Source organism: Streptomyces sp. NPDC059875 (genome assembly GCF_042731085.1).
Lineage (GTDB): Bacteria > Actinomycetota > Actinomycetes > Streptomycetales > Streptomycetaceae > Streptomyces.
This window is the reverse complement of sequence record NZ_JBHWJZ010000006.1, coordinates 177,421-196,147: the sequence shown is the minus strand read 5'-3', so window position 1 is coordinate 196,147 and position 18,727 is coordinate 177,421. Positions and strand designations below refer to the sequence as shown.

24 protein-coding genes and 2 tRNA genes are annotated in these 18,727 nt (G+C 68.8%); 20 read left to right on the top strand and 6 right to left on the bottom strand.

Translation table 11 applies throughout. The annotated features are described in order from the left end of the window. Positions 1 to 244: 244 nt before the first annotated feature. Positions 245 to 964 (top strand): RNA-guided endonuclease TnpB family protein, encoded by a 720-nt coding sequence (locus ACFV9D_RS10020; RefSeq protein WP_385143615.1) that lies wholly within the window; start codon positions 245 to 247, stop codon positions 962 to 964. Between the two features lie 105 nt (positions 965 to 1,069). Here the strand turns inward: ACFV9D_RS10020 and ACFV9D_RS10015 are convergent, their stop codons facing one another. Then, a complete protein-coding gene (locus ACFV9D_RS10015; protein ID WP_355110824.1) occupies positions 1,070 to 1,435 on the bottom strand; it encodes a PH domain-containing protein in 366 nt (121 codons plus the stop codon). Between the two features lie 145 nt (positions 1,436 to 1,580). Between ACFV9D_RS10015 and sigJ the strand changes: the two genes are divergently transcribed. Then, complete coding sequence (gene sigJ, locus ACFV9D_RS10010; RefSeq protein ID WP_385143613.1) at positions 1,581 to 2,525, top strand: RNA polymerase sigma factor SigJ; 945 nt, start codon at positions 1,581 to 1,583, stop codon at positions 2,523 to 2,525. Positions 2,526 to 2,618: 93 nt separating this feature from the next. Then, positions 2,619 to 3,806, top strand: coding sequence for an NAD(P)/FAD-dependent oxidoreductase (locus ACFV9D_RS10005; protein WP_385143611.1), 1,188 nt, complete (start codon positions 2,619 to 2,621; stop codon positions 3,804 to 3,806). A 641-nt stretch (positions 3,807 to 4,447) separates the two neighbouring features. On the opposite strand, the gene ACFV9D_RS10000 is transcribed toward ACFV9D_RS10005, so the two are convergent. The 3 genes from ACFV9D_RS10000 to ACFV9D_RS09990 form a co-directional block, all read right to left on the bottom strand. Continuing rightward, on the bottom strand, positions 4,448 to 5,356 hold the full coding sequence (locus tag ACFV9D_RS10000) for a hypothetical protein (protein ID WP_385143609.1): 909 nt from the start codon (positions 5,354 to 5,356) through the stop codon (positions 4,448 to 4,450). A 156-nt stretch (positions 5,357 to 5,512) separates the two neighbouring features. Then, on the bottom strand, positions 5,513 to 6,091 hold the full coding sequence (locus tag ACFV9D_RS09995) for a GNAT family N-acetyltransferase (RefSeq protein WP_385143607.1): 579 nt from the start codon (positions 6,089 to 6,091) through the stop codon (positions 5,513 to 5,515). Next, positions 6,088 to 6,861 carry a GntR family transcriptional regulator gene (locus ACFV9D_RS09990; protein WP_385143605.1) on the bottom strand — a complete coding sequence of 258 codons (774 nt, stop codon included), beginning with the start codon at positions 6,859 to 6,861 and terminating at the stop codon, positions 6,088 to 6,090. The genes ACFV9D_RS09995 and ACFV9D_RS09990 overlap by 4 nt, the downstream gene beginning before the upstream one ends. Positions 6,862 to 7,344: 483 nt before the next feature. Here ACFV9D_RS09990 and ACFV9D_RS09985 point away from each other — a divergent pair, with 483 nt between their 5' ends. The 16 genes from ACFV9D_RS09985 to ACFV9D_RS09910 all read left to right on the top strand — a co-directional run bounded on the left by ACFV9D_RS09985 (position 7,345) and on the right by ACFV9D_RS09910 (position 17,538). Continuing rightward, a complete protein-coding gene (locus ACFV9D_RS09985; RefSeq protein WP_385143603.1) occupies positions 7,345 to 7,602 on the top strand; it encodes a DUF6284 family protein in 258 nt (85 codons plus the stop codon). Next, on the top strand, positions 7,599 to 8,468 hold the full coding sequence (locus ACFV9D_RS09980) for a DUF2637 domain-containing protein (protein ID WP_385143601.1): 870 nt from the start codon (positions 7,599 to 7,601) through the stop codon (positions 8,466 to 8,468). Before ACFV9D_RS09985 ends, ACFV9D_RS09980 begins: the two co-directional genes overlap by 4 nt. Beyond that, positions 8,468 to 8,815, top strand: coding sequence for an RRQRL motif-containing zinc-binding protein (locus ACFV9D_RS09975; protein WP_385143599.1), 348 nt, complete (start codon positions 8,468 to 8,470; stop codon positions 8,813 to 8,815). The genes ACFV9D_RS09980 and ACFV9D_RS09975 overlap by 1 nt, the downstream gene beginning before the upstream one ends. Next, positions 8,812 to 9,192: a DUF6251 family protein gene (locus ACFV9D_RS09970; RefSeq protein ID WP_385143597.1), complete on the top strand. Its 381-nt coding sequence runs from the start codon at positions 8,812 to 8,814 to the stop codon at positions 9,190 to 9,192. Before ACFV9D_RS09975 ends, ACFV9D_RS09970 begins: the two co-directional genes overlap by 4 nt. 2 nt (positions 9,193 to 9,194) lie before the next feature. Further along, entirely contained in the window at positions 9,195 to 9,383 is a 189-nt protein-coding gene (locus ACFV9D_RS09965; protein WP_385143595.1) for a hypothetical protein, read from the top strand. A gap of 76 nt (positions 9,384 to 9,459) precedes the next feature. Then, positions 9,460 to 9,621: a hypothetical protein gene (locus ACFV9D_RS09960; RefSeq protein WP_385143593.1), complete on the top strand. Its 162-nt coding sequence runs from the start codon at positions 9,460 to 9,462 to the stop codon at positions 9,619 to 9,621. Between the two features lie 41 nt (positions 9,622 to 9,662). Continuing rightward, the gene (locus ACFV9D_RS09955) at positions 9,663 to 10,088 is read left to right on the top strand and encodes an NUDIX domain-containing protein (RefSeq protein ID WP_385143591.1); all 426 of its coding nucleotides are present in this window, start codon (positions 9,663 to 9,665) and stop codon (positions 10,086 to 10,088) included. After that, a complete protein-coding gene (locus ACFV9D_RS09950) occupies positions 10,088 to 10,282 on the top strand; it encodes a DUF6257 family protein (RefSeq protein WP_385143589.1) in 195 nt (64 codons plus the stop codon). Before ACFV9D_RS09955 ends, ACFV9D_RS09950 begins: the two co-directional genes overlap by 1 nt. A 90-nt stretch (positions 10,283 to 10,372) precedes the next feature. Next, positions 10,373 to 12,481 (top strand): ATP-binding protein, encoded by a 2,109-nt coding sequence (locus ACFV9D_RS09945; RefSeq protein WP_385143587.1) that lies wholly within the window; start codon positions 10,373 to 10,375, stop codon positions 12,479 to 12,481. Between the two features lie 198 nt (positions 12,482 to 12,679). Continuing rightward, positions 12,680 to 12,958 (top strand): hypothetical protein, encoded by a 279-nt coding sequence (locus tag ACFV9D_RS09940; protein ID WP_385143585.1) that lies wholly within the window; start codon positions 12,680 to 12,682, stop codon positions 12,956 to 12,958. Between the two features lie 6 nt (positions 12,959 to 12,964). Continuing rightward, entirely contained in the window at positions 12,965 to 13,312 is a 348-nt protein-coding gene (locus ACFV9D_RS09935) for a hypothetical protein (RefSeq protein ID WP_385143583.1), read from the top strand. Positions 13,313 to 13,396: 84 nt separating this feature from the next. After that, on the top strand, positions 13,397 to 14,299 hold the full coding sequence (locus tag ACFV9D_RS09930) for a bifunctional DNA primase/polymerase (protein ID WP_385143581.1): 903 nt from the start codon (positions 13,397 to 13,399) through the stop codon (positions 14,297 to 14,299). Continuing rightward, entirely contained in the window at positions 14,296 to 14,694 is a 399-nt protein-coding gene (locus tag ACFV9D_RS09925; RefSeq protein WP_385143579.1) for a hypothetical protein, read from the top strand. Before ACFV9D_RS09930 ends, ACFV9D_RS09925 begins: the two co-directional genes overlap by 4 nt. Further along, positions 14,691 to 15,854 (top strand): DUF3631 domain-containing protein, encoded by a 1,164-nt coding sequence (locus ACFV9D_RS09920; protein WP_385143577.1) that lies wholly within the window; start codon positions 14,691 to 14,693, stop codon positions 15,852 to 15,854. The genes ACFV9D_RS09925 and ACFV9D_RS09920 overlap by 4 nt, the downstream gene beginning before the upstream one ends. 200 nt (positions 15,855 to 16,054) lie before the next feature. Next, a complete protein-coding gene (locus ACFV9D_RS09915; RefSeq protein ID WP_385143575.1) occupies positions 16,055 to 16,252 on the top strand; it encodes a helix-turn-helix domain-containing protein in 198 nt (65 codons plus the stop codon). After that, positions 16,252 to 17,538 carry a tyrosine-type recombinase/integrase gene (locus tag ACFV9D_RS09910; RefSeq protein ID WP_385143573.1) on the top strand — a complete coding sequence of 429 codons (1,287 nt, stop codon included), beginning with the start codon at positions 16,252 to 16,254 and terminating at the stop codon, positions 17,536 to 17,538. Before ACFV9D_RS09915 ends, ACFV9D_RS09910 begins: the two co-directional genes overlap by 1 nt. Positions 17,539 to 17,618: 80 nt before the next feature. Here the strand turns inward: ACFV9D_RS09910 and ACFV9D_RS09905 are convergent. Then, positions 17,619 to 17,691, bottom strand: a tRNA-Arg gene (locus tag ACFV9D_RS09905). A gap of 229 nt (positions 17,692 to 17,920) precedes the next feature. Further along, positions 17,921 to 18,011, bottom strand: a tRNA-Ser gene (locus ACFV9D_RS09900). Between the two features lie 204 nt (positions 18,012 to 18,215). On the opposite strand from ACFV9D_RS09900, the gene ACFV9D_RS09895 reads away from it, so the two are divergent. Then, positions 18,216 to 18,659: an SSI family serine proteinase inhibitor gene (locus ACFV9D_RS09895; protein WP_385143571.1), complete on the top strand. Its 444-nt coding sequence runs from the start codon at positions 18,216 to 18,218 to the stop codon at positions 18,657 to 18,659. Positions 18,660 to 18,727 lie beyond the last annotated feature (68 nt).

The following is an 18,727-nucleotide window of genomic DNA, read 5'->3' as shown; positions in this document are numbered from 1 at the left end:
CGCTTGGCCCTTCGCACTCGCAGCGACATCGCAAGGCGCCGGCCGGACCGGTCGCGTTCCGACCGGATGCGGCACAACCGTTCGACGACCGCTGTCTGTCCTGGCAGTACGACCGGCAGACCGTGTCGATCTGGACGGTGGACGGCCGACTGAAAAACCTACGCTTTGCCTGCTCGCCGGACCAGTTCAAGACTCTGGTCGAGCACCGCAAGGGCGAGAGCGCTCTCATCCAACAGGGTGGAAGGTGATTTCTGATCGCCACCTGCGACCTCCCCGACCCAGAGGTCCACGAGCCGGTCGACTGGCTCGGCGTGGACAGGGGCGTCGTAAACCTCGCCACCACCAGCGACGGCATCAACTATCAGGGACGACGCCTGGACCGCTATCGCAGGTGGCAGGCCCGCGGAAGCGTGCCGAGTTGCAGAGGAAGAACACCCCCTCGTCCCGACGGCGACTGGCTCGCCGCTCGAGGAAGGAACGTCGCCATGCCGCGCACGTGAACCATGGGATCAGTAAGGAGATCGTGGCCGTCGCGCAACGCACCGGTCGTGGGATCGCTGTCGAGGAACTCGGCGGGATCCGCGATCGGGTACGGCTTCGCCGCGACCAGCGGGCCACACTCTCTTCCTGGCCTTTCCATCAACTCGGACAGCACCTCGCCTACAAGGCGCGTCGCGCCGGGGTGCCATTCATAGAAGTGGATGCGGCCTACACCTCCCAGCGCTGCCCGCGCTGTGGCCACACCGAGCGCGCCAACCGGCCCACTCGGGACACTTTCCGCTGTCGTCAGTGTGGGCTCGTTGGTCCCGCCGACGTCGTCGCCGGGACCAACGTGCGCGACCGTGCACGCCTGGCGTGGGTATTCGTCACCATGCCCGTCCCGCACCCGGCGCAGCCGGTAGCGGGAGATGCGTCCCGTGACCGTCCCGTCGTAGGGGACAGTCGGGAGCGCGACAAGGTGTGAACACCGGGCCACACATGCCCGACCGTTCACGGCCGAGAAGGTGACCCAAAAGGAGAAGGCCCCCGGGAACCCCGGAGGCCTCGCTTCTCACCGCACGCCGTGGGACTACCGCGCCACGAACTGCGTCAGGATCGCCTGGACTTCGTAGATGTCCACGCCCTTGGTGAAGGTCTTCTGGACAGGGACGGAGTTGCCGGAGATCCAGATCTTCAGCTCGGCGTCCAGGTCGAACGTGCCGGCCGTCTCCACGGCGAAGTGCGTGATGCTCCGGTACGGGATCGAGTGGTACTCGACCTTCTTGCCGGTGATGCCCTGCTTGTCGACGAGGACCAGCCGACGGTCGGTGAAGAAGATGGTGTCGCGGATCAGCAGATACGCGGCGTGGATCTGCTCCCCCTGCCCGAGCAGCCGCGCGTAGTCCTGCTGCGCCTGCGCCGGGTCGATCTTGTGCGCGTTCCCGAACAGTGCCATACCCCAACCCCCACAATTCAGAAGAGAGAACGATCTTCAGACTTTATCCGCCTCAGGAGACCCACGAAGGGGCGGAACGGTTGTCCAGGAACGGCACTTCGCCGAAAACAGCGGCCGCGCCGCCGTGAGAGCTAGGATCCTGGTCATGGCCCTGACCATGAACGACGTGGACCGGTTTGAAGCCTCCATGCCCCGCCTGAAGGCCATCGCGTACCGCCTCCTCGGCTCCGCGAGCGAGGCCGAGGACGCCGTACAGGACACGTTCCTGCGCTGGCAGGCCGCCGACGTGGACCGCATCGAGGTCCCCGAGGCCTGGCTGACGAAGGTCCTCACCAACCTCTGCCTCAACCAGCTCACCTCGGCCCGCGCGCGACGCGAGACCTACGTGGGCGAATGGCTCCCCGAGCCCCTGCTCGCCGGAGACCCGATGCTCGGCCCGGCCGACACCGCCGAACAGCGCGAATCGGTCTCGTACGCGGTCCTCACCCTGCTGGAACGCCTCTCCCCCAACGAGCGGGCGGTGTACGTGCTGCGGGAGGCCTTCGACTACCCGCACCGGGAGATCGCCGAGATCCTCGACATCACCGAGGCCGCCAGCCAGCAGATCTTCCACCGCGCCAAGAAGCACGTCACGGACGGAAAGGCCCGGAGCGAGATCGACGAGGCCGCGGCCCAGCGGATCGTCGAGGAGTTCCTGGCGGCCGCCACCAACGGCCAGACCGAACTGCTCGTACGGATGCTCACCGACGACGCCATCGCGATCGGCGACGGCGGCGGGAAGGTCCCGGCCCGCGCCAAGGCGTTCGAAGGCGCCCTGGCGGTCGCGAGGTTCATGCGGGGGCTGTTCAAGCCCAGCAAGGCCAAGCGCGCCATCGTCGGCGGCCCGGCCGACATCTACATCACGACCGCCAACGGCGCCCCCGCCATCGTGGCGGTCGTCGAGGGCCGGGTCATCGGCGTCATCTGCCCGGAGTTCGACGCCGGGGGCATCGCCGCGTTCCGCAGCCAGGTCAACCCCGACAAGCTCCAGCGCGCGACGGAGCGATGGGCGGCCGCCGGCCATGGGGAACCGCTGCTCCACGCATTCTGACATCGATGTGACGTGCTTCACATCCCGCTCCTGTCAGGAAACGGCGGGCTGCCCGGTTCAGGTGGCGAACCCGCTGAAGACAGGAGCACGGACATGCAGCACCGCATCATCGTCCTCGGAGCCGGATACACGGGAGCCATCGCTGCCGGGCGCCTCGCCAAGCGACTGCACCGCGAGGACGTCGCCATCACCCTCGTCAACGCCGAGCCCGACTTCGTCGAGCGCGTCCGGATGCACCAGCTGGCCGTCGGCCAGGACCTCAAGCCGCGGCCCTTCAGCGAGATGTTCGCGGACACCGGCGTCGAGCTGAAGCTCGCGAAGGTCACCGGCGTCGACGTCGAGCGCAAGACCGTCACCGTCGACGCGAACGGCGCCGCCGAGGAACTGGAGTACGACACCCTCGTCTACGCCCTCGGCAGCGGCTGGAACAGCCAGGGCGTCCCCGGCACGGCGGAGCACGCCCACCAGATCGCCGGCCGCGCCGGAGCGCTCCGGCTGCGCGAGCGTCTGGCCCGTCTGGACGCCGGACAGCCCGTGGTCGTCGTCGGCGGGGGCCTCACCGGCCTGGAGGCCGCGACCGAGATCGCCGAGGCCCGCCCGGACCTCGACGTCGCGCTCGCCGCCCGCGGCGAGCTCGGCGACTGGCTCTCGCCCAAGGGCCGCCGGCACCTGCGGAAGGTCGTCGACAAGCTCGGCATCACCGTGCACGAGCAGGCCGCGGTCACCGCCGTCGAGGCCGACCGCGTCGCCACCGCCGACGGGGCGTCCATCCCGGCCGCGGTCACCGTGTGGACCACCGGCTTCGCGGTCCACCCGATCGCGCAGGCCACCACCCTGGAGCTGACCGACACGGGCCAGATCGTGGTCGACCGGACCATGCGCTCGGTCTCGCACCCGGACGTGTACGCCGTCGGCGACGCCGCCATGGCGATGGGCCCCGGCGAGAAGCCGCTGCGGATGTCGTGCGCCACGGGCACCCCGATGGCGTGGCAGGCCGCCGACACCATCGCGGCGCGCCTGACCGGCGGCAAGATCCCGAACACGCCCATCCGGTACTTCAACCAGTGCATCTCGCTGGGCCGCAAGGACGGCCTGATCCAGTACGTCACGGCCGACGACCGCGCCGTCAAGGGGGCCCTGACAGGACGGCTCGCCGCCGTCTACAAGGAGCTGATCTGCAAGGGCGCGGCCTGGGGCGTCGCCAACCCGGTCCTCGGCATCCCGACCCGCCCCCGCCGCCTCGCCCACCCCCGGGCCACCCCGGCCCAGGCACCGGCCTGACCACCCGGCACAACACAAGAGGCCCCGGACTCCCGTCCGGGGCCCTCGGCCACCGGCCGGGCGCAGTCGCATGTACGTCGCTGCTGTACGTCACTGCTGTACGTCACTGCTGTACGACCCCAACGCGAGAGGCCCCCGGATCTCTCCGGGGGCCTCTCGTCTGATGTGCACTCGGCAGGATTCGAACCTGCAACCTTCTGATCCGTAGGCGCGTGCCATGCGTTTCACCCCGCGCAGCGACCTGCCGGATGCCTGGCTCGTGGGCCTGCCGCTACGGCCCTCCAGCCGCGGGTGTCCTGTGGCGTTCGCTGGTGTTGATGTCAGCCGCTGATGTCAGCTGATCGGGGCCGCGTCAGTGGAGCCACACTCGTACTACTACAGCTCCGAGAGCGCTCGCTGCTCCTGTCAGAAACCCAGCTGCGGCGTGGCGCGCAAGAAAACGTCCCACGCGTTCGCTCTTGGGACGCCGCTTGCTGGGGAGCAATGCGCGGCGCTTCGTCGTTCCGTAGATCTATCCACCGCACGGCCAGCACGGTCAGGGCTCATGGATCGCCACCACGAGCACGCAAGACCGGCATGTCGTCTCGGCCATCGTCGGCGAGGACCCAGCCGCTGATTGGGGTGTCCGGCGCCTGTAGTAATCATTTTGCCGAGTCAGTCAATACTCGTCCGCAATCACCCTTGTTCGTGGTTACACAGTGACAGAAAGCAAGCCTGTTCTCACTGTCTGGGCGAAGCCTGACGTCCCTAACCGCGGTGTATGGGCGAAGCCTGCCAGCTTCCACCAAAACCGCATCTGTTGGAATAATGATCGTGTTCCCGCAGGCGAGGAATGCCGCCACATTCGGCCCCTTTCCCAGGAATAGCAAGTTGGGATCTTCCAGCGCTTCGGGACCTGGCTTCGATTTATCCATCAGTGTGACGCGTGCCGGATGAGCAGAAATGTCGAGAACGGGAAATGTGAAGACGTCAATTGGATCGACCGGGTATCCGCGGATTGCCGCTTCAATTCGCATCTCCACGGCGGCAAGTTGCGCAAAGAGAGTCATCGCAAGCGCGAGCGTCCCCCCGGCAACGGCGGCTGCCGTGGAAAATTTGCCAAGCTTTCTGTGAGTTAGAACGAAAACGAGAAGCATGGCCAATGTGATTACAGGCGCCAGCACTCCTACGAGCCAGACACTTTCCTGTACGATTCCGATAACCTGAACCAGTGCAAGAATGCCGTATGAGATGCACAGTGAGATCATCGGATGCTTGCGAATGAATGGAATGCAGTAGGCGACCAGCCCGATCGCCAGGAGAATTACGTAAGCGCAGAGCGCGAGCCCTGCCGTCCGGGCGAGTACCCCTACACGGTCTAGGCCCACTTCCTCCGGGCGCACACCCAGCGCCTCGTAAAATTGAATGTATCCCGCATTTAGCAAAACAAAGAATAGGCCGAGGAGGGATCCTGCGAAAGTGAGCAACTCCTGCCAATGCTGCTTAAGGAGGCTCGGGCGTCGACTCGCTTCCTTTCCCTCTGCGTGCACCCTTGACATCTGTCGCTTCAAGTGGCGAATTTGTCGATTCACTCGACCCCCTTGCGATACTGCGGCTACCCTCCCTGTATTTCCCTGAATAGAGTGAACGCAAGGGCACTTCCTCCAAATGGGCGAATTTCTTCACTGCGTGGAGGGAACTTGCCCCCACCGGTCCCTGCACCGCGTTCAAGGCCGCCCGCCACGGGTGAGCGGCCGACACGGCCGCGTCAGATCCCGGAGTCCGTGATCCTGAGCGGCGCGCGCGGGACGCTGAGCAAGCCATCCCGATACGCGCGGCCCGCCGTTCACCGCTCCACCCTCGGTGACAGTGCGGACGTGATCGAAGCCGTGCTGGAGGTAGTACCGCTGAAGGGCGGCATTCGTCGTCCAGGCGTCGAGTCGGAGCCACGCGGCGCCGGAACGATGAGCCCGATCCCCTGCCCAATCGAGCAGCCGGCCGCCGAGGTCCTGGCCCGAGTGCGTTCGTGCCACGGTCAGCTTGTTCACGAACATCGAAGGCTCGGCAAGCTCCTGATCGGACCAGAGCCCATCCTCAGCTTCAGGGGTCAAGGTGATCGTCGCAGCCGTTGCGGCGCCGTCGCGCACCATGAAGACGACGCCGGTCTCGATGGTGGCCAGCAGCTTGTCTGCCGGGTAAGGACGGCGCCACTGATCAGTGCCAAGCGCAGTCAGCCAGGATGCAGCCTCCTCCCTGAAGGCCAGCAGCTTGCCGAGATCGTCCGATGTTGCGCTCTCTACGATCACTGGGGCTCATCCTCCTGGCGGGCGGACAGCGTCCCGATCTCATAGTTCATGCGGTTCAGGTCGCCTCGGAACGTGGTGACCGTGCAGCGGATCGGCTTGTCGCCCGAGTAGCCCGTGCGCGTCCACAGCAGCACCGGTACGCCGCCGCCGATGTCCAACAGCCTGGCTTCATCAGGGGTGGGCATCCGCGCTGCGATCTCGTCGAAGTACCCAATCTGCTCGATGCCGATCTCGGCCAGATAGCGGGTAGTCCCTTCGGCGATGTCACCCGGCTCGGCGAGACGGGGAGCGTCCTTCACGAGCCAGTCGGGGTAGTACGTGGCTTGAGTCGACCACGGCACGTCGTCCACGAACCGGTGGCAGAACCGGAGGACCGTCGTGGAACTGCCATCCACCTTCAGGCGCTCCGCCACGTACTCGCTCGCCGGGGTGACTTCCACACGGAAGGTCTGCGTCGGCCGACGGCCGGCGTTGGTGACGTCCGTGTTGTAGGCGTCCCCGTTCTGCGGGAACGTCAGGTTCTCGAAGCGGGAGGCGTTCAGCTCGAACACCTCATGCTTCCGCACCTCATACCCAAGCCCCTGGCTTGACGAGATCAACCCCTCACTGACCAGCATGTTCAATCCCGAGCGAACCGTGTTCCGGGACGCATCGAAACGGCTGGAGAGATCCGCCTCGGAGGGCAGGCGAGAGCCCGGCGGGTAGACGCCACTGTCGATCTCGCGACGGAGCGCGTCGGCCACCTGCCGGTACTTCGGCTGCTTGTTCATGACCCCATCATGACGCACTCGCTCAACTTGTTGGTACATGTGGGCCCCGATCTCTTGACGACTCACTGTCCGTGGGTGCAGCATCACTGCATCAGCTTGTACCAACAAGTTGAGCAAGTGGTGCAGCACCATTAAGCGTGCCCGCTTGCGGCGGCATTCCCACTGGGAGCGTCGCCTTCGACGCCCGGAGAGCTCCGTGTAGGCGGGTCGGCTCGATGGCAGCGCCAGGTGCTTGAGAACTGAACAGCGTGATGAGGGTTCGCCGCCTGTCCTTAGGAACAACAAGGCGGCCGGCGCGGCCGAGGTCCGCGCACCCAATCTCTCCGCAGCTCGCCACTGCGGTCGGTTGCCTCCCCCGCCCGTCCGGCTCTGGCCGTACGGGCGGGGTGGAGGGGAGCCGGATGGTTCCAACGGCGAGAACCCCCGGAGGGCCAACTCCGGGGGTTCGGTTCGGGCCGTTCCTGTCTGAGAGGAACACACCCAATGAAGTCCATCGCTGCACTTCAGGCCGTTGTTACGGCCGTCCCGTTCGACGGTGAGCCGTCGGACGCGGAGCTGGACGCGATCGAGCAGGAGATGCCGCTGATCCTGGCGGAGGTCGACCTGCTCGACGCGGAGATCATGACGATCGACCGCCCGGCCACGGTGCTGGACGAGCGGCGCATCCGCCGCGCCCGCAAGAAGGTCATGGCGGCCCGCCGCGACCTCACGAACCGCCTCGGTTCGGGTGAGGCGGCGTGAACCGCGCCGGCAAGACGCTGCTCGTCCTCGCGCTGGTCGCCGTGGTCGGCATGGCGTTCCGTGTCTCATGGAACGCCCTGCGGGACGTGGCCACGGCCGTCGGCGCGGACGAGACCGGAGCGACGCTCTACCCGTTCGTGGTCGACGGCCTGATGGCCCTGGCCTTGGTCGCCACGCTCGTGCTGACCGATCGGGCGGACAAGCGGTTCGCGCTGCGGGTCCTGGCCGCTTACACCGCCGCTTCGCTGGTGCTCAACTTCGTGCACGGTCTCGTGCCGGAGCTTCACGGTGAGTCGGTCGACTGGACGCGGCTGGCCGACTGGGACGCGGTCAACTGGCTGCTCGTCCTGCTCGCCACGTCGCTTCCGGTCGGGTCGATCTACTTCGGCTCCGATCTGGTCGCCAAGGTCCTGCACCATCGACCGATCGACCCCACGAATGTGGAGAAATCGACTCAGATCTGCACGAAACGGTCTACCTCTGACGTGGCCGAACCTGTCCTGGAGCCGGTCCCCGCGCTGGTCGGGCCGGTCGCCGTCGAGCGGTCCGAGGAGGTCGATTCTCCGCTCGATGCGGAGTCGACCGATCGGGTCGCGGGTCGTGTGGTCGCGGCCGAGCAGTCGGTTCCGCGTCGGGCGACCGGTCGGGTCCCGGACGCTGCCCGATCGACCCGCCCGCGCCGCACGGCCGATGAACTGCTTTCTGAGGCGCGGCAGTTGACTGAGTCGTGGCCGGTCGAGCAGTTGACGGCCGAGGGTATCCGTAAGGCGCTGCGCACGTCCCCGGACAAGGCGCGGATGCTGCGCGAGACCCTGCGGGCCGAGCGGGCCACCGTGCAGGCTCCTGAGCCGGTCGCGGTGGGCTGATGGGCGCCATCCCTGTCTACCCGTGGCGCCTCGCCCCGGACGGGTTGGCCACGTTCCGGCAGCTCCGTGCCCGGGGCTTACGTCCGGGGGGTCAGCCGGTCGTGGCGCAGCTCGAAAGGCCTCGCCGTCAGCGGGGGCCGCTGGTCGCCTACCTGTACCGGATCGACCAGGCCAAGCCGGTCCGCCCCATGACCCCCGCCAAGAGGGCGGCGCTGGCCAGGGCGAACGCGGTCCGCCGGGTCTGCCCAACCTGCCGTCGTGACGCCGGGTACCGCATCCCGCCGTCGCTCGGCATGTGCACCCCCTGCGCCTACCCCGAGCAGCAGTCAGAGAGGACACAGCCGTGAGCAACCTGCCCGAGCCCGCCCCCGTGGTGCGGCTCCCGGACGGCACCTACGCCTACGCCGACCACCTGCCCGCCATCCACTCGCCGACCGCCGCCCCGCAGGTCGTGCATCAGCACATTCACCAGGCGCCGCCGGACCGGACGGTTCAGCGGGTCGCGCTCGGCTCCGGTGTCGGCGCCGGCGCGGTCGCCGCCGGGGTCTACTTCGGCCCGCTGCTCGTCGGGGCGCTCACCGCGATCGCCGCGAACCTCGCGCTGCTTGCGTTCCTCGCCGTTGCCCTCACCTGGGGCGTGGTCACCGTCGTGAAGTCCGTCGGTGGCTCGGACGGCAAGGCCGCAGCCAAGACGGTGCGCAAGGCCCGCCGGAAAGGGCGGTGACCGTGTTCTCCACCGGAGACAAGGTGCTGATCCTCGCGTGTGAGGACGACCCCCGCGCCGTGGGGCGGACGGGCCGGATCGTGGACGAGGTCCCGCCCGGCCCGCTCACGGCCGGCCGCTGGACGGTCGCCGGAATCAGCCTGCTCATCGCCCCGGTCCTGTGCCACAGCCACGAACTGCGGCCCGCCTGATGGCTGCCCGATCCGCCCGACCTGCTCGGGCGGTGAGGGGAGCCGGACAGTCCGGCCCCGGAAGGGACGCACCGCTGTGGACAGCAACGACTACCGCGCCCGCGCCGAACACCTCCTGACCAGTCAGCACCCGCTCGACCTGAACCCGGACATCGTCGCGCAGGCGGCCGTGTGGGCGCGGCTCGCGACCGCCGCCGCGATCGTCGAGGCCGCCGAGCTGACCGCCGAAGCCAAGTGATCGCGCCTCCGGCGCCCCCAACCCAACGAAGGACAGAGAACATGACCGAGACGATCGAGACCATTCGCTACACCGCCGATGTTGTCGTCACCACGACCGACGGGTACGTCCTGCTGATCGAGCGTGGCTGGGACCCCTTCAAGGGACAGTGGGCGCTGCCCGGTGGCCACGTCGACCCCGGCGAGACGAGCCGCGCCGCCGCTGCCCGTGAGCTCGCCGAAGAGGCCGGCGTGCACGCGGCGCCAGAGGAGCTGACTCACGTCGGCGTGTTCGACGAGCCCAACCGTGACCCGCGCGGCCGGTACGTCACCGTCGCCTACCACCTGACCGTCATCCCCGGAACGATCGTCGAGGCCGGCGACGACGCGACCCGCGCCGAGTGGTGGCCCCTGAACGACCTGCCGCAGCTCGCGTTCGACCACGCCCTGATCATCGAGGCCGCCGAGATGAACGGCGAGGCCAAGTGATGGCGGCGCCGGACCCGAACTACCCCAAGCTCACGGTCGGCGAGAACGCCCGGATTGCCTTGCTCGTGGCCCGGATGGCCAAGCGCTGCATCGCGAGCGAGAGCGTCGACCGCAGCGACCTGGAACGGAAGGTCGACCGGATTCTCGACGGCGCCCGCAAGCGTGCGGAGCGCGAGGAGAAGAAGCGCAAGTAGCTGTGTCCCGGGGCGGCCGACAGCCGCCAAGCATCCCGACCGCCCCGGGCCCTGCACCGCCACCCAATCGAGCAGCAGCAGGAGACCAGCATGACCGAGAACGTCATCCCCCTGTTCAAAGACCCCCAGACCGAAGAGTCCACCGCCCCGGTCACGGTCCCGTCCGAGTCGGTCAAGCCGGTGAGGGTGTGGAAGCGCACCGGGCGCGCGGTGGTCGGCGCGGTGAAGCACGACCGCACCAAGGGCGCCGGCCGTGCCGTGGTCCGGCACGGCTCGTACGTCATCGGCGGAACGAGGATCGTCACCCGGCGGGCGTGGGACGGCCGCACGGGTGCCCGCTACGAGCGGTTGCTCCGCGCGGCGGAAGCCGCGGGAAACTATCAGGTGGCGGGTGAGTGGGAGGAGCGCCTGAGTCGCTTCCGCGAGCAGCGCCACCGGCGCCGCATGGACCTGCTCATGGCCCCGGAGAAGCTGGTGAAGGGCGCCGCCTACGGCGCCGGCGGTTCGCTCGGCGCGCTAATCGCGATCGGGGTCGCGCTGGCCATAGCGAACAAGGACGCCTCCGACGTGTTCACCCCGCTCATGGCCCTGATCGAGCTGATCCGGCTGCTCGTCACCCTGGTCACGATCCTGTGGGGCCCGCTGGTCGCGGTCGGGCCGTGGCTGGCGCTGGCGGGGGTGTGGGCGGTCGGCCGGCACCGTGGCGCCGCCCCGCAGTGGGCCCTCCCCGTGGGCGACCGCACGAACGACGCCGGGGCGCCGATCACCCCGTCCATCGTGGTCACCGCCCTGCGGGATCTCGGCATCGCGACACTGCGCAAGGCCATCAAGGAGATGGGCGACGCCGGGGCCGCGATGCTCGGCCCGATCCGGATCGCCGGGTGCGGCGTCGAGGTCGACGTCACCCTCCCGTCCGGGGTGTCCACGGAGGAGATCCAGAAGCGGCGGAAGAAGCTCGCTGAGAACCTCTCCCGCCACGAGCACGAAGTGTTCATCACCATCCCCGAAGCGGCCCGCACCGTGCGGCTGTGGATCGCGGATTCCGGCGCGCTGGACGAGCCGATCGGCCCGTCCCCGCTCGTCCTGGACGAGACCGCTACCGCCAACTACAAGACCGGCAAGGCGCCGTGGGGTCAGGACCTGCGCGGGGACGGCGCCGCTCTGAGTCTGTATCAGCGACACCAGCTCATCACGGGTCTGTCGAACCAGGGCAAGACCGCCGCCCTGCGTGCGCTCGCGCTCTGGCTCGCGCTCGACAAGACGGTGGAGTTCCGCATCGCCGACCTCAAGGGCATCGGTGACTGGGCCATGTTCAACGGTCTCGCCACCGTCCTGATCCAGGGGCCGACCGACGAACACGTCATCGACGCCACCGAGATGGTCGAAGCAGGTGTGAAGGAGATGGAGCGCCGGATGATGGCGCAGAAGGGCGCGACGTTCTCGCCGCTGATCCTGATCGTGGATGAGGCGCAGGTCGCGTTCATGTGCCCGGCCATCGGGAAGGACAAGCGCCAATACGGCGGTACCAAGGCCACATCCCGCTACTTCCAGGCGGTACGGAAGATCCACAACCAGGGGCGGGCCGTGGACGTGCTGCTGTGGCAGGGCACGCAGGACCCGACCGACGAGAACCTGCCCAAGCTCGTCCGCGAGGGCGCCCACACGCGTGCCTCGCTCGTTCTGGGCACCGATTCGCAGGCCCGCATGGCGCTGGGAGACAAGGCCATCGACGGCGGCGCCGCCCCGCACATGCTGCGCCAGGGGCTGGACAAGGGAACGCTCGTCGTCGCTTCCGACGGCGTCACCATCCCGGCCGGGCAGGCATCGATCACCATCCGCACCCACTACATCGACGACGACGGCGCCGCGCAGATCGCCCGGCGCGCCAAGGACCTGCGCGACGGCATCACCACCGCGACGGCCGTCGAGCCGTCCGCAGACACGGTCGACGCGCTCGCCGACATCGCGAGCGTGCTCGGAGACGCGCCGAAGATGCTCACGCAGGAAGTCCTTCAGCGGCTCGCCCAGAAGAACCCGGGCGAGTACCGCGAGTGGACCTTCCAGGACCTGCGCCAGGTCCTGGAAGCGGCCGACGCGGCGCCCCGGAAGTCCGACGGCCGCATGGTCGTCGACGGCCTCCGCGTCGCGAATGCGCTCGCTCAGCGTGACGGCGAGAGCCCCGAGAGCGCGACCTCGTAGCAGGGAGGCGGCAGGGAGGCAGGGAGAACTCCCTGACCGCCTCCCTGACCCGCATCCCTGTACCTGACCAGCACGAACAGACGATCAGGGAGTCAGGGAGGAACCCCAGCTCACCACCCCGGAACACCCTCCAAAGGCGTGTCCGGCGGTACCGCCTGCCTCCCTCCCTGCCTCACACCCCCAACTACGAGGAGTGACATGCTGCGGCTTCGGATTCGAGTGGAGGAGTGGCCCCGCAAGGCCCTGTTCCTCACCGACACACCCCGCCCCCACTGCCCCGACTGCCAGGGCGAGGGCGGCCACTACGTCCAGTACGGCGACGAGGCCGGCGAGTACGTCGACACCGACTGGGACCCCTGCCACTGCTGGGAGTGGTACCGCAAGTGGCTCCTCCTCCCGCTCCCCAGGCGCCCGCGCCCCGGTCAGCCCCACCTCGACCCGTGGGGCAACGCCTACAGCGACGAACCGCCCTTCTGACCCGCCATGGCCTCCCTCCTCGACTGGGGCGACGCCCGCCACTTCGACCACAGCCGGGACCTGCCGTGCTGCCTGTGCGGCGGGCTCACCCCGATGCGATCCCATGCCAGCGAGCCCGTCCACAAGGTGTGCGCGCAGGAGTGGAACGCCGCCCACCCAGACGAGCCCCGCCGCTACACCCAACCCGGGCCGGACCGGCCGCAGCACGACGCGGGCACGTGGCGGTTCCACAACGACGGCCCCCTCACCGACCGGCGCCTGACCGTCCCTACCCCGGTCACCACCAACTCCCCGCCGGCCGCCGTCCACGACGTCGGCCCCAAGCCGGGACAGAGCGGCCTCTTCGCCGCCTAGCAGCACGAGAGCGGCCCCACATGTCCGCCAAGACCGGGCCGCTCTCGTCAACCAGTGCTTCTCACAGAACTGGAGACACCCAGCATGACCCATGACCCCCGTCCCGCGCTGCTCCACGCAGCGTTGGACGCCGCCGAACGCGGCTGGCCCGTGTTCCCGTTACGCCCCGGCGACAAGCGCCCCGCCGGGCACGCCGAAGCGAACTGCCCCCGCACCGGCCGGTGCGCGGCCGGGCACCTCGTGCCCGAGCAGCGCGCCACCCTCGACCCGGACCTGATCCAGGCCGCGTGGACGACGCGGCCGTACAACGTCGGCATCGCCACCGGCCCGGCCGGGCTGCTCGTGGTCGACCTCGACACGCTCAAGCCGAAAGACGAAGAAGGAACGCCTGACGGCGCCACTTCCTTCAAGGCGCTCTGCGAGCGCGCCGGACAGCCCGTCCCGTCGACCTACCGGGTGCGGACCGCGAGCGGTGGAGAGCACCTGTACTTCACCGCCCCGGCCGGTGTCCGGCTGAGGTCGACGGCGGGCACGCTCGCCCGAAAGGTCGACACCCGGGCATGGGGCGGCTACGTCGTCGCCCCCGGCTCCATCGTCCCCAACGGCCCGTACACCGTCGCGGGAGCTCTCCCGGTTGCTGAAATCCCCGCGTGGCTCCTGGAGACCCTGACGCCCCCTCAGAAGCCCGTACGGCCGGTTGTGCTGTCCATGCCGAGCCGGACGACCCGGTACGCGGACGTGGTGCTGGAACGGGAGACCGCCGCCGTCGCTTCCTCCCAGGAGGGGCACAGGGAGGCGGAGTTGTTCCGGGCCGCACGCGCCGTGGGGCGGTTCGTCGCGTGGGGCGACCTCGACCGGCACACGGTTGAGGAGGCTTTTCAGGCGGCGGGGGAGTCGGCGGGACTGCGGCCGGCCGAGTGCCGCTCGACCCTGCGCAGCGCTCTGAACTGGTCCATCCGTAACGCCCGGCCCCGGGAGACGGCATGAGCGACCGCCCCAATCCCCGCCTGAAAAGCATCACCCCGACCACGGACCGGCCGGTCGTCGCCGAGCAGCCCCGGCACCTGCGGGCCGTGGGCGCCTCGAAGGTCGTCGCCGAAGGCGTCGCTTCTGCTCTTCTCCCGAACCCCGGCGACCCGACGCCGGATCAGCCCGGAATCCGGATCTACGCGGCTCCGGTCTACCGGTCGCACTACGACGGCGCCCGCTGGTCCAAGCGCACCGACGGCACCCCGAACGCCGCGTACGCCTGCGCCTGCGGGCAGACCGGCACCGCCACCGGCCTGAACACCGTGGCGGCCCTGGTCGCCGAGTACACCGCCCACAAGACCGCCTGCACCGGGGCCGTGGTCCCGCTCACCGAAGGGAGGGATGCCGCGTGAGCGTGCAGCCCATCGACGGCGCCGCCCTGCTCGCCGAAGTCGAGCAGTTCCACCGCCGGTTCAACGTCTTCCCCCGCGAGGCCGCCTACGTCGCCGTGGTGCTGTGGGACGCCCACGCCCACCTGATCGACGCGTTCGACTCCACGCCCCGCATCGCGTTCCTCTCCCCGGAACCCGGGTCGGGCAAGTCCCGGGCCCTGGAGATCATGGAGACCCTGGTGCCCAACAGCATGGCCGCCGTGGACGCCTCCGCCTCCGCTCTCTTCCGGGCGGTGTCCGGCGTGGAGGGTGAGCGGCCCACGATCATCTTCGACGAGATCGACACCGTGTTCGGGCCGAAGGCGGGGGAGAACGAGCAGCTCCGGGGCTTCCTGAACGCCGGACACCGCAGGGGACGGCTCATGTACCGATGCGTCGGCGACGGCTCCAACCAGACCGTGCAGGGCTTCCCCTCGTACTGCGCCGTGGCCGTCGCCGGACTCGGCTCCCTGCCGGACACGATCCTGACGCGGTCCGTCATCATCCGGATGCGCCGCCGGGCCCGGAACGAGTTCGTCGAGCCCTACCGGATCGGCGACCACGAGAAGCAGGGCCACGCCATCCGCGACCGCCTCGCCAAGTGGGCCGACCAGGTCCGCGACCGCGTCGGCGGCATCCGCCCGGCCATGCCGGACGGGGTCACCGACCGGCCGGCCGACGTGTGGGAACCCCTGCTCGCCATCGCGGACGTAGCCGGAGGCGACTGGCCCGAGCGTGCCCGCGCCGCCTGCGCCGAGCTGGTCAAGGCGTCCCAGACCAACGACAAGGGCTCACTCGGCATCCGGCTGCTCACCGACCTGCGCGACCACGTGCTGGTGGGCCTGGACAAGCTGCCTACCGTCGCCATCCTCGACCGGCTCAACGCCCTCGAAGACGCCCCGTGGGCAGACCTCCACGGCAAGCCCCTCGACAACCGCCGCATGTCCAAGATGCTCGGCGAGTACATGACCGGCGACAACGAGCCCATCGCCTCCCGGAACATCCGCACCGCCGGCGGTGTCCTCAAGGGCTACTTCGCCAAGGATCTCCTCGACGCCTGGACGCGGTACTGCCCGCCTCCCCAGGAGGCCGCTACAGCCGCTACGCCGCTACAGCCCAGCTCAGACCCCCTCTTCGCGTAGCGGCGACTCCCGATGTAGCGGCTACGCCGCCACGCCTCGGACGCCCCACGCGGGGCCGCCGTGAGCGAGCCGTAGCCGCTACACCCGACCTTCCCGCTACACAAAACCCGCCGCTGACCTGCGATGTAGCGGCGTAGCGGATGTAGCGGACTCTCCAGAAGGGGGCCAAGAGGCCCCACCAACCGCCGATGGAGGCTGCGTTGGCACTCACGCTTCCCACCACTCACGTCGCGGTCACCGTTCCGGAAGCCATGACCGCTCTGAAGCTGAGCCGCAGCAAGATCTACGACCTGATCCGGTCCCGCGCTCTGCCCAGCTACACCGAGGGACGCGCCCGCCGCATCCCCCTGGACGCCCTGCACGAGTACATGCGCAACAAGCTTGAGGAGGCTGCCTGATGGCCAAGAGGCGCGCCAACGGAGAAGGCACCATCACGAAGCGCTCGGACGGCCGCTACCAGGCCGCCGCATACGTCTACCGGCCGGACGGCACTCGGACGCGGAAGTTCGTCTACGGCCGGAGCCGGGACGAGGTGAGCGGGAAGCTCATCGAGATGCAGGACAAGACCCGCCAGGGCATCCCGGCCGCCACGTCTGCCATGGCCTTCGGGGACTACCTGACGTACTGGCTCGCGGCCATCGCTCCGACCCGGCTCAAGCCCGCGACGCTCAACAGCTACGAGGGACTGTCGCGGCTCTACATCAGGCCCGCGCTCGGGAAGAAGCGACTCAACCGTCTCTCCCCCACGGACGTCCGCCTGTTCCTCGCCGCGTTCAAGGACGGGTGCCTGTGCTGCCTGCGTGGGGTGGACGCCGCCCGCCCCACGGACGAGCAGACCTGCTGCGCAGTACGGAAGTGCTGCGAGCGCCGGCCGTCGGCTCGGACCGTGCAGTACGTCCACGCGGTGCTCCGCTCGGCCCTTCAGCAGGCAGTCCGTGAGGAACTGATCGCCCGCAACGTCGCCAAGATCGTGGAGACCCCCACCGTGAAGCGCGAGGAAGTGCACCCGCTGGACGCAGGTGAAGCCCGGCTGCTCCTCAAGACCGCCCGCCCACACCGCCTCTACGCCCTGTGGCTGCTGCTGGTGTCCACCGGCCTCCGTCGTGGGGAAGTCCTCGGTCTCACGTGGGCGGACGTCGACCTCGCCGCCGGGCAGCTCCGGGTCCGGCGGAACCTTCAGCGGATCAAGCGGGAACTGATCTTCGGCACCCCAAAGACCGCACGGTCGATCCGTACCGTCTCGCTCCCGAAGAGGTGCGTGGACGCGCTCACCGCCCACCGGGCCACCCAGGAGAAGGAGCGGAAGGTGGCCGGCGAGAAGTGGAAGCCGCTCGACCACCAGCCGACCGGTCTCATCTTCACCACGTCGACCGGTCGGGCCACGGACCCCCGGAGCCTGAACCGGATGCTGACGATCCTCTGCACGAACGCGAAGGTACGGAGGGTCCGGGTACACGACCTGCGCCACACGTGCGCCTCGCTCCTCCTTGCACAGGGTGTGGACGCCCGGACCATCATGGAGACGCTCGGGCACAGCACGATCACGATGACGCTCGACACCTACGCCCACGTCATGCCGACGACGCTGAAGGCAGCAGCCGATCGGATGGATGACGCGCTGGGGTTTGACGACGCCGGCGAGGAAGGAGAGGGCGAGGAGCCCGAGGAGTCGTCGGCCGCCTGATCCGTCCGGCCGTACGCGTTGATGTCACCCGCTGATGTCAAAGGCCCCCTGGATGATGTCCAGGGGGCCTTTGACCTGTGTGCACTCGGCAGGATTCGAACCTGCAACCTTCTGATCCGTAGTCAGATGCTCTATCCGTTAAGCTACGAGTGCTTGTGCTTCTCGGCTTTTTTCTTGCCGGTCGGCGTTGCGTGGACAACATTACATGACCTGCGCCGTAGCGCGAAATCCATTAGCCAGACCCCATCTGACCTGCGAAAACGCCATCCAGGGGCTTCCGCGGCGCTCCGCCACGTCCGCCGGACGGGTGACTCCGAGCGGCCCGCGGCGGGGCGGAAACGGCCGAAGCCCCGGCCGTGTGGGCCGGGGCTTCGGTGTGGGGCGGAGGCGGAGGGATTTGAACCCTCGATGGGCTTTAAGACCCAAACCGCATTAGCAGTGCGGCGCCATAGACCGGACTAGGCGACGCCTCCTCGCACCCCGCGCAGGCGCGAGTGGTGCGTGCAGATGATGACACAGGCGAGCCGGGTGTCACCAATCGCTTCTCACCGTACTAGCCCTCCGGGGCCGAGAGCAAAGCCCCTCGGCCCATCCCGCTTGCGCAACGAACGGCAGTACGGAGCGTTAGAGGAGACGGGCCCGAGCCCATGGCCCCCACTCGCCTCCCTGGAGTTCGTATGTTGCGCCACCTCGTACTCGCCACCCTCGCCACCACCGCCGCTGGCGCCGTCGGGCTCGGGCCCGTGCCGCCGTTGCCCTTGCTGTCGTCACCCGCCGCGCCGTCGTCGCCCGGCGCGCTCACCGTGACCATCAGCAAGAGCGGGCACCCGAACGCCGACGGCACGTACCGCCTCGACTGCGGCGGGAAGCCCGGCGGCAACCACCCGGCCGCCCACCGCGCCTGCGCACGCCTCGCCACGCTCGCGAAGGAGGGACAGGACCCCTTCAAGCCCGTCCCCAAGGACGCCTTCTGCACACAGGTGTACGGCGGTGCCGTCCTCGCCCGCGTCACCGGCGAGTGGCGGGGCGACACCGTCGACGCCCGCTTCTCCCGGGCCAACGGATGCGAGATCGACCGCTGGGAGAACCTGGAGCCCGTGCTTCCCCGCGTGCGGGGATGAGGTGAGGATGACGTTCGGATGTTGCCGCGGGCATGAGACCTCCCCCCGCGACCGCCAGGGCTGCCCTT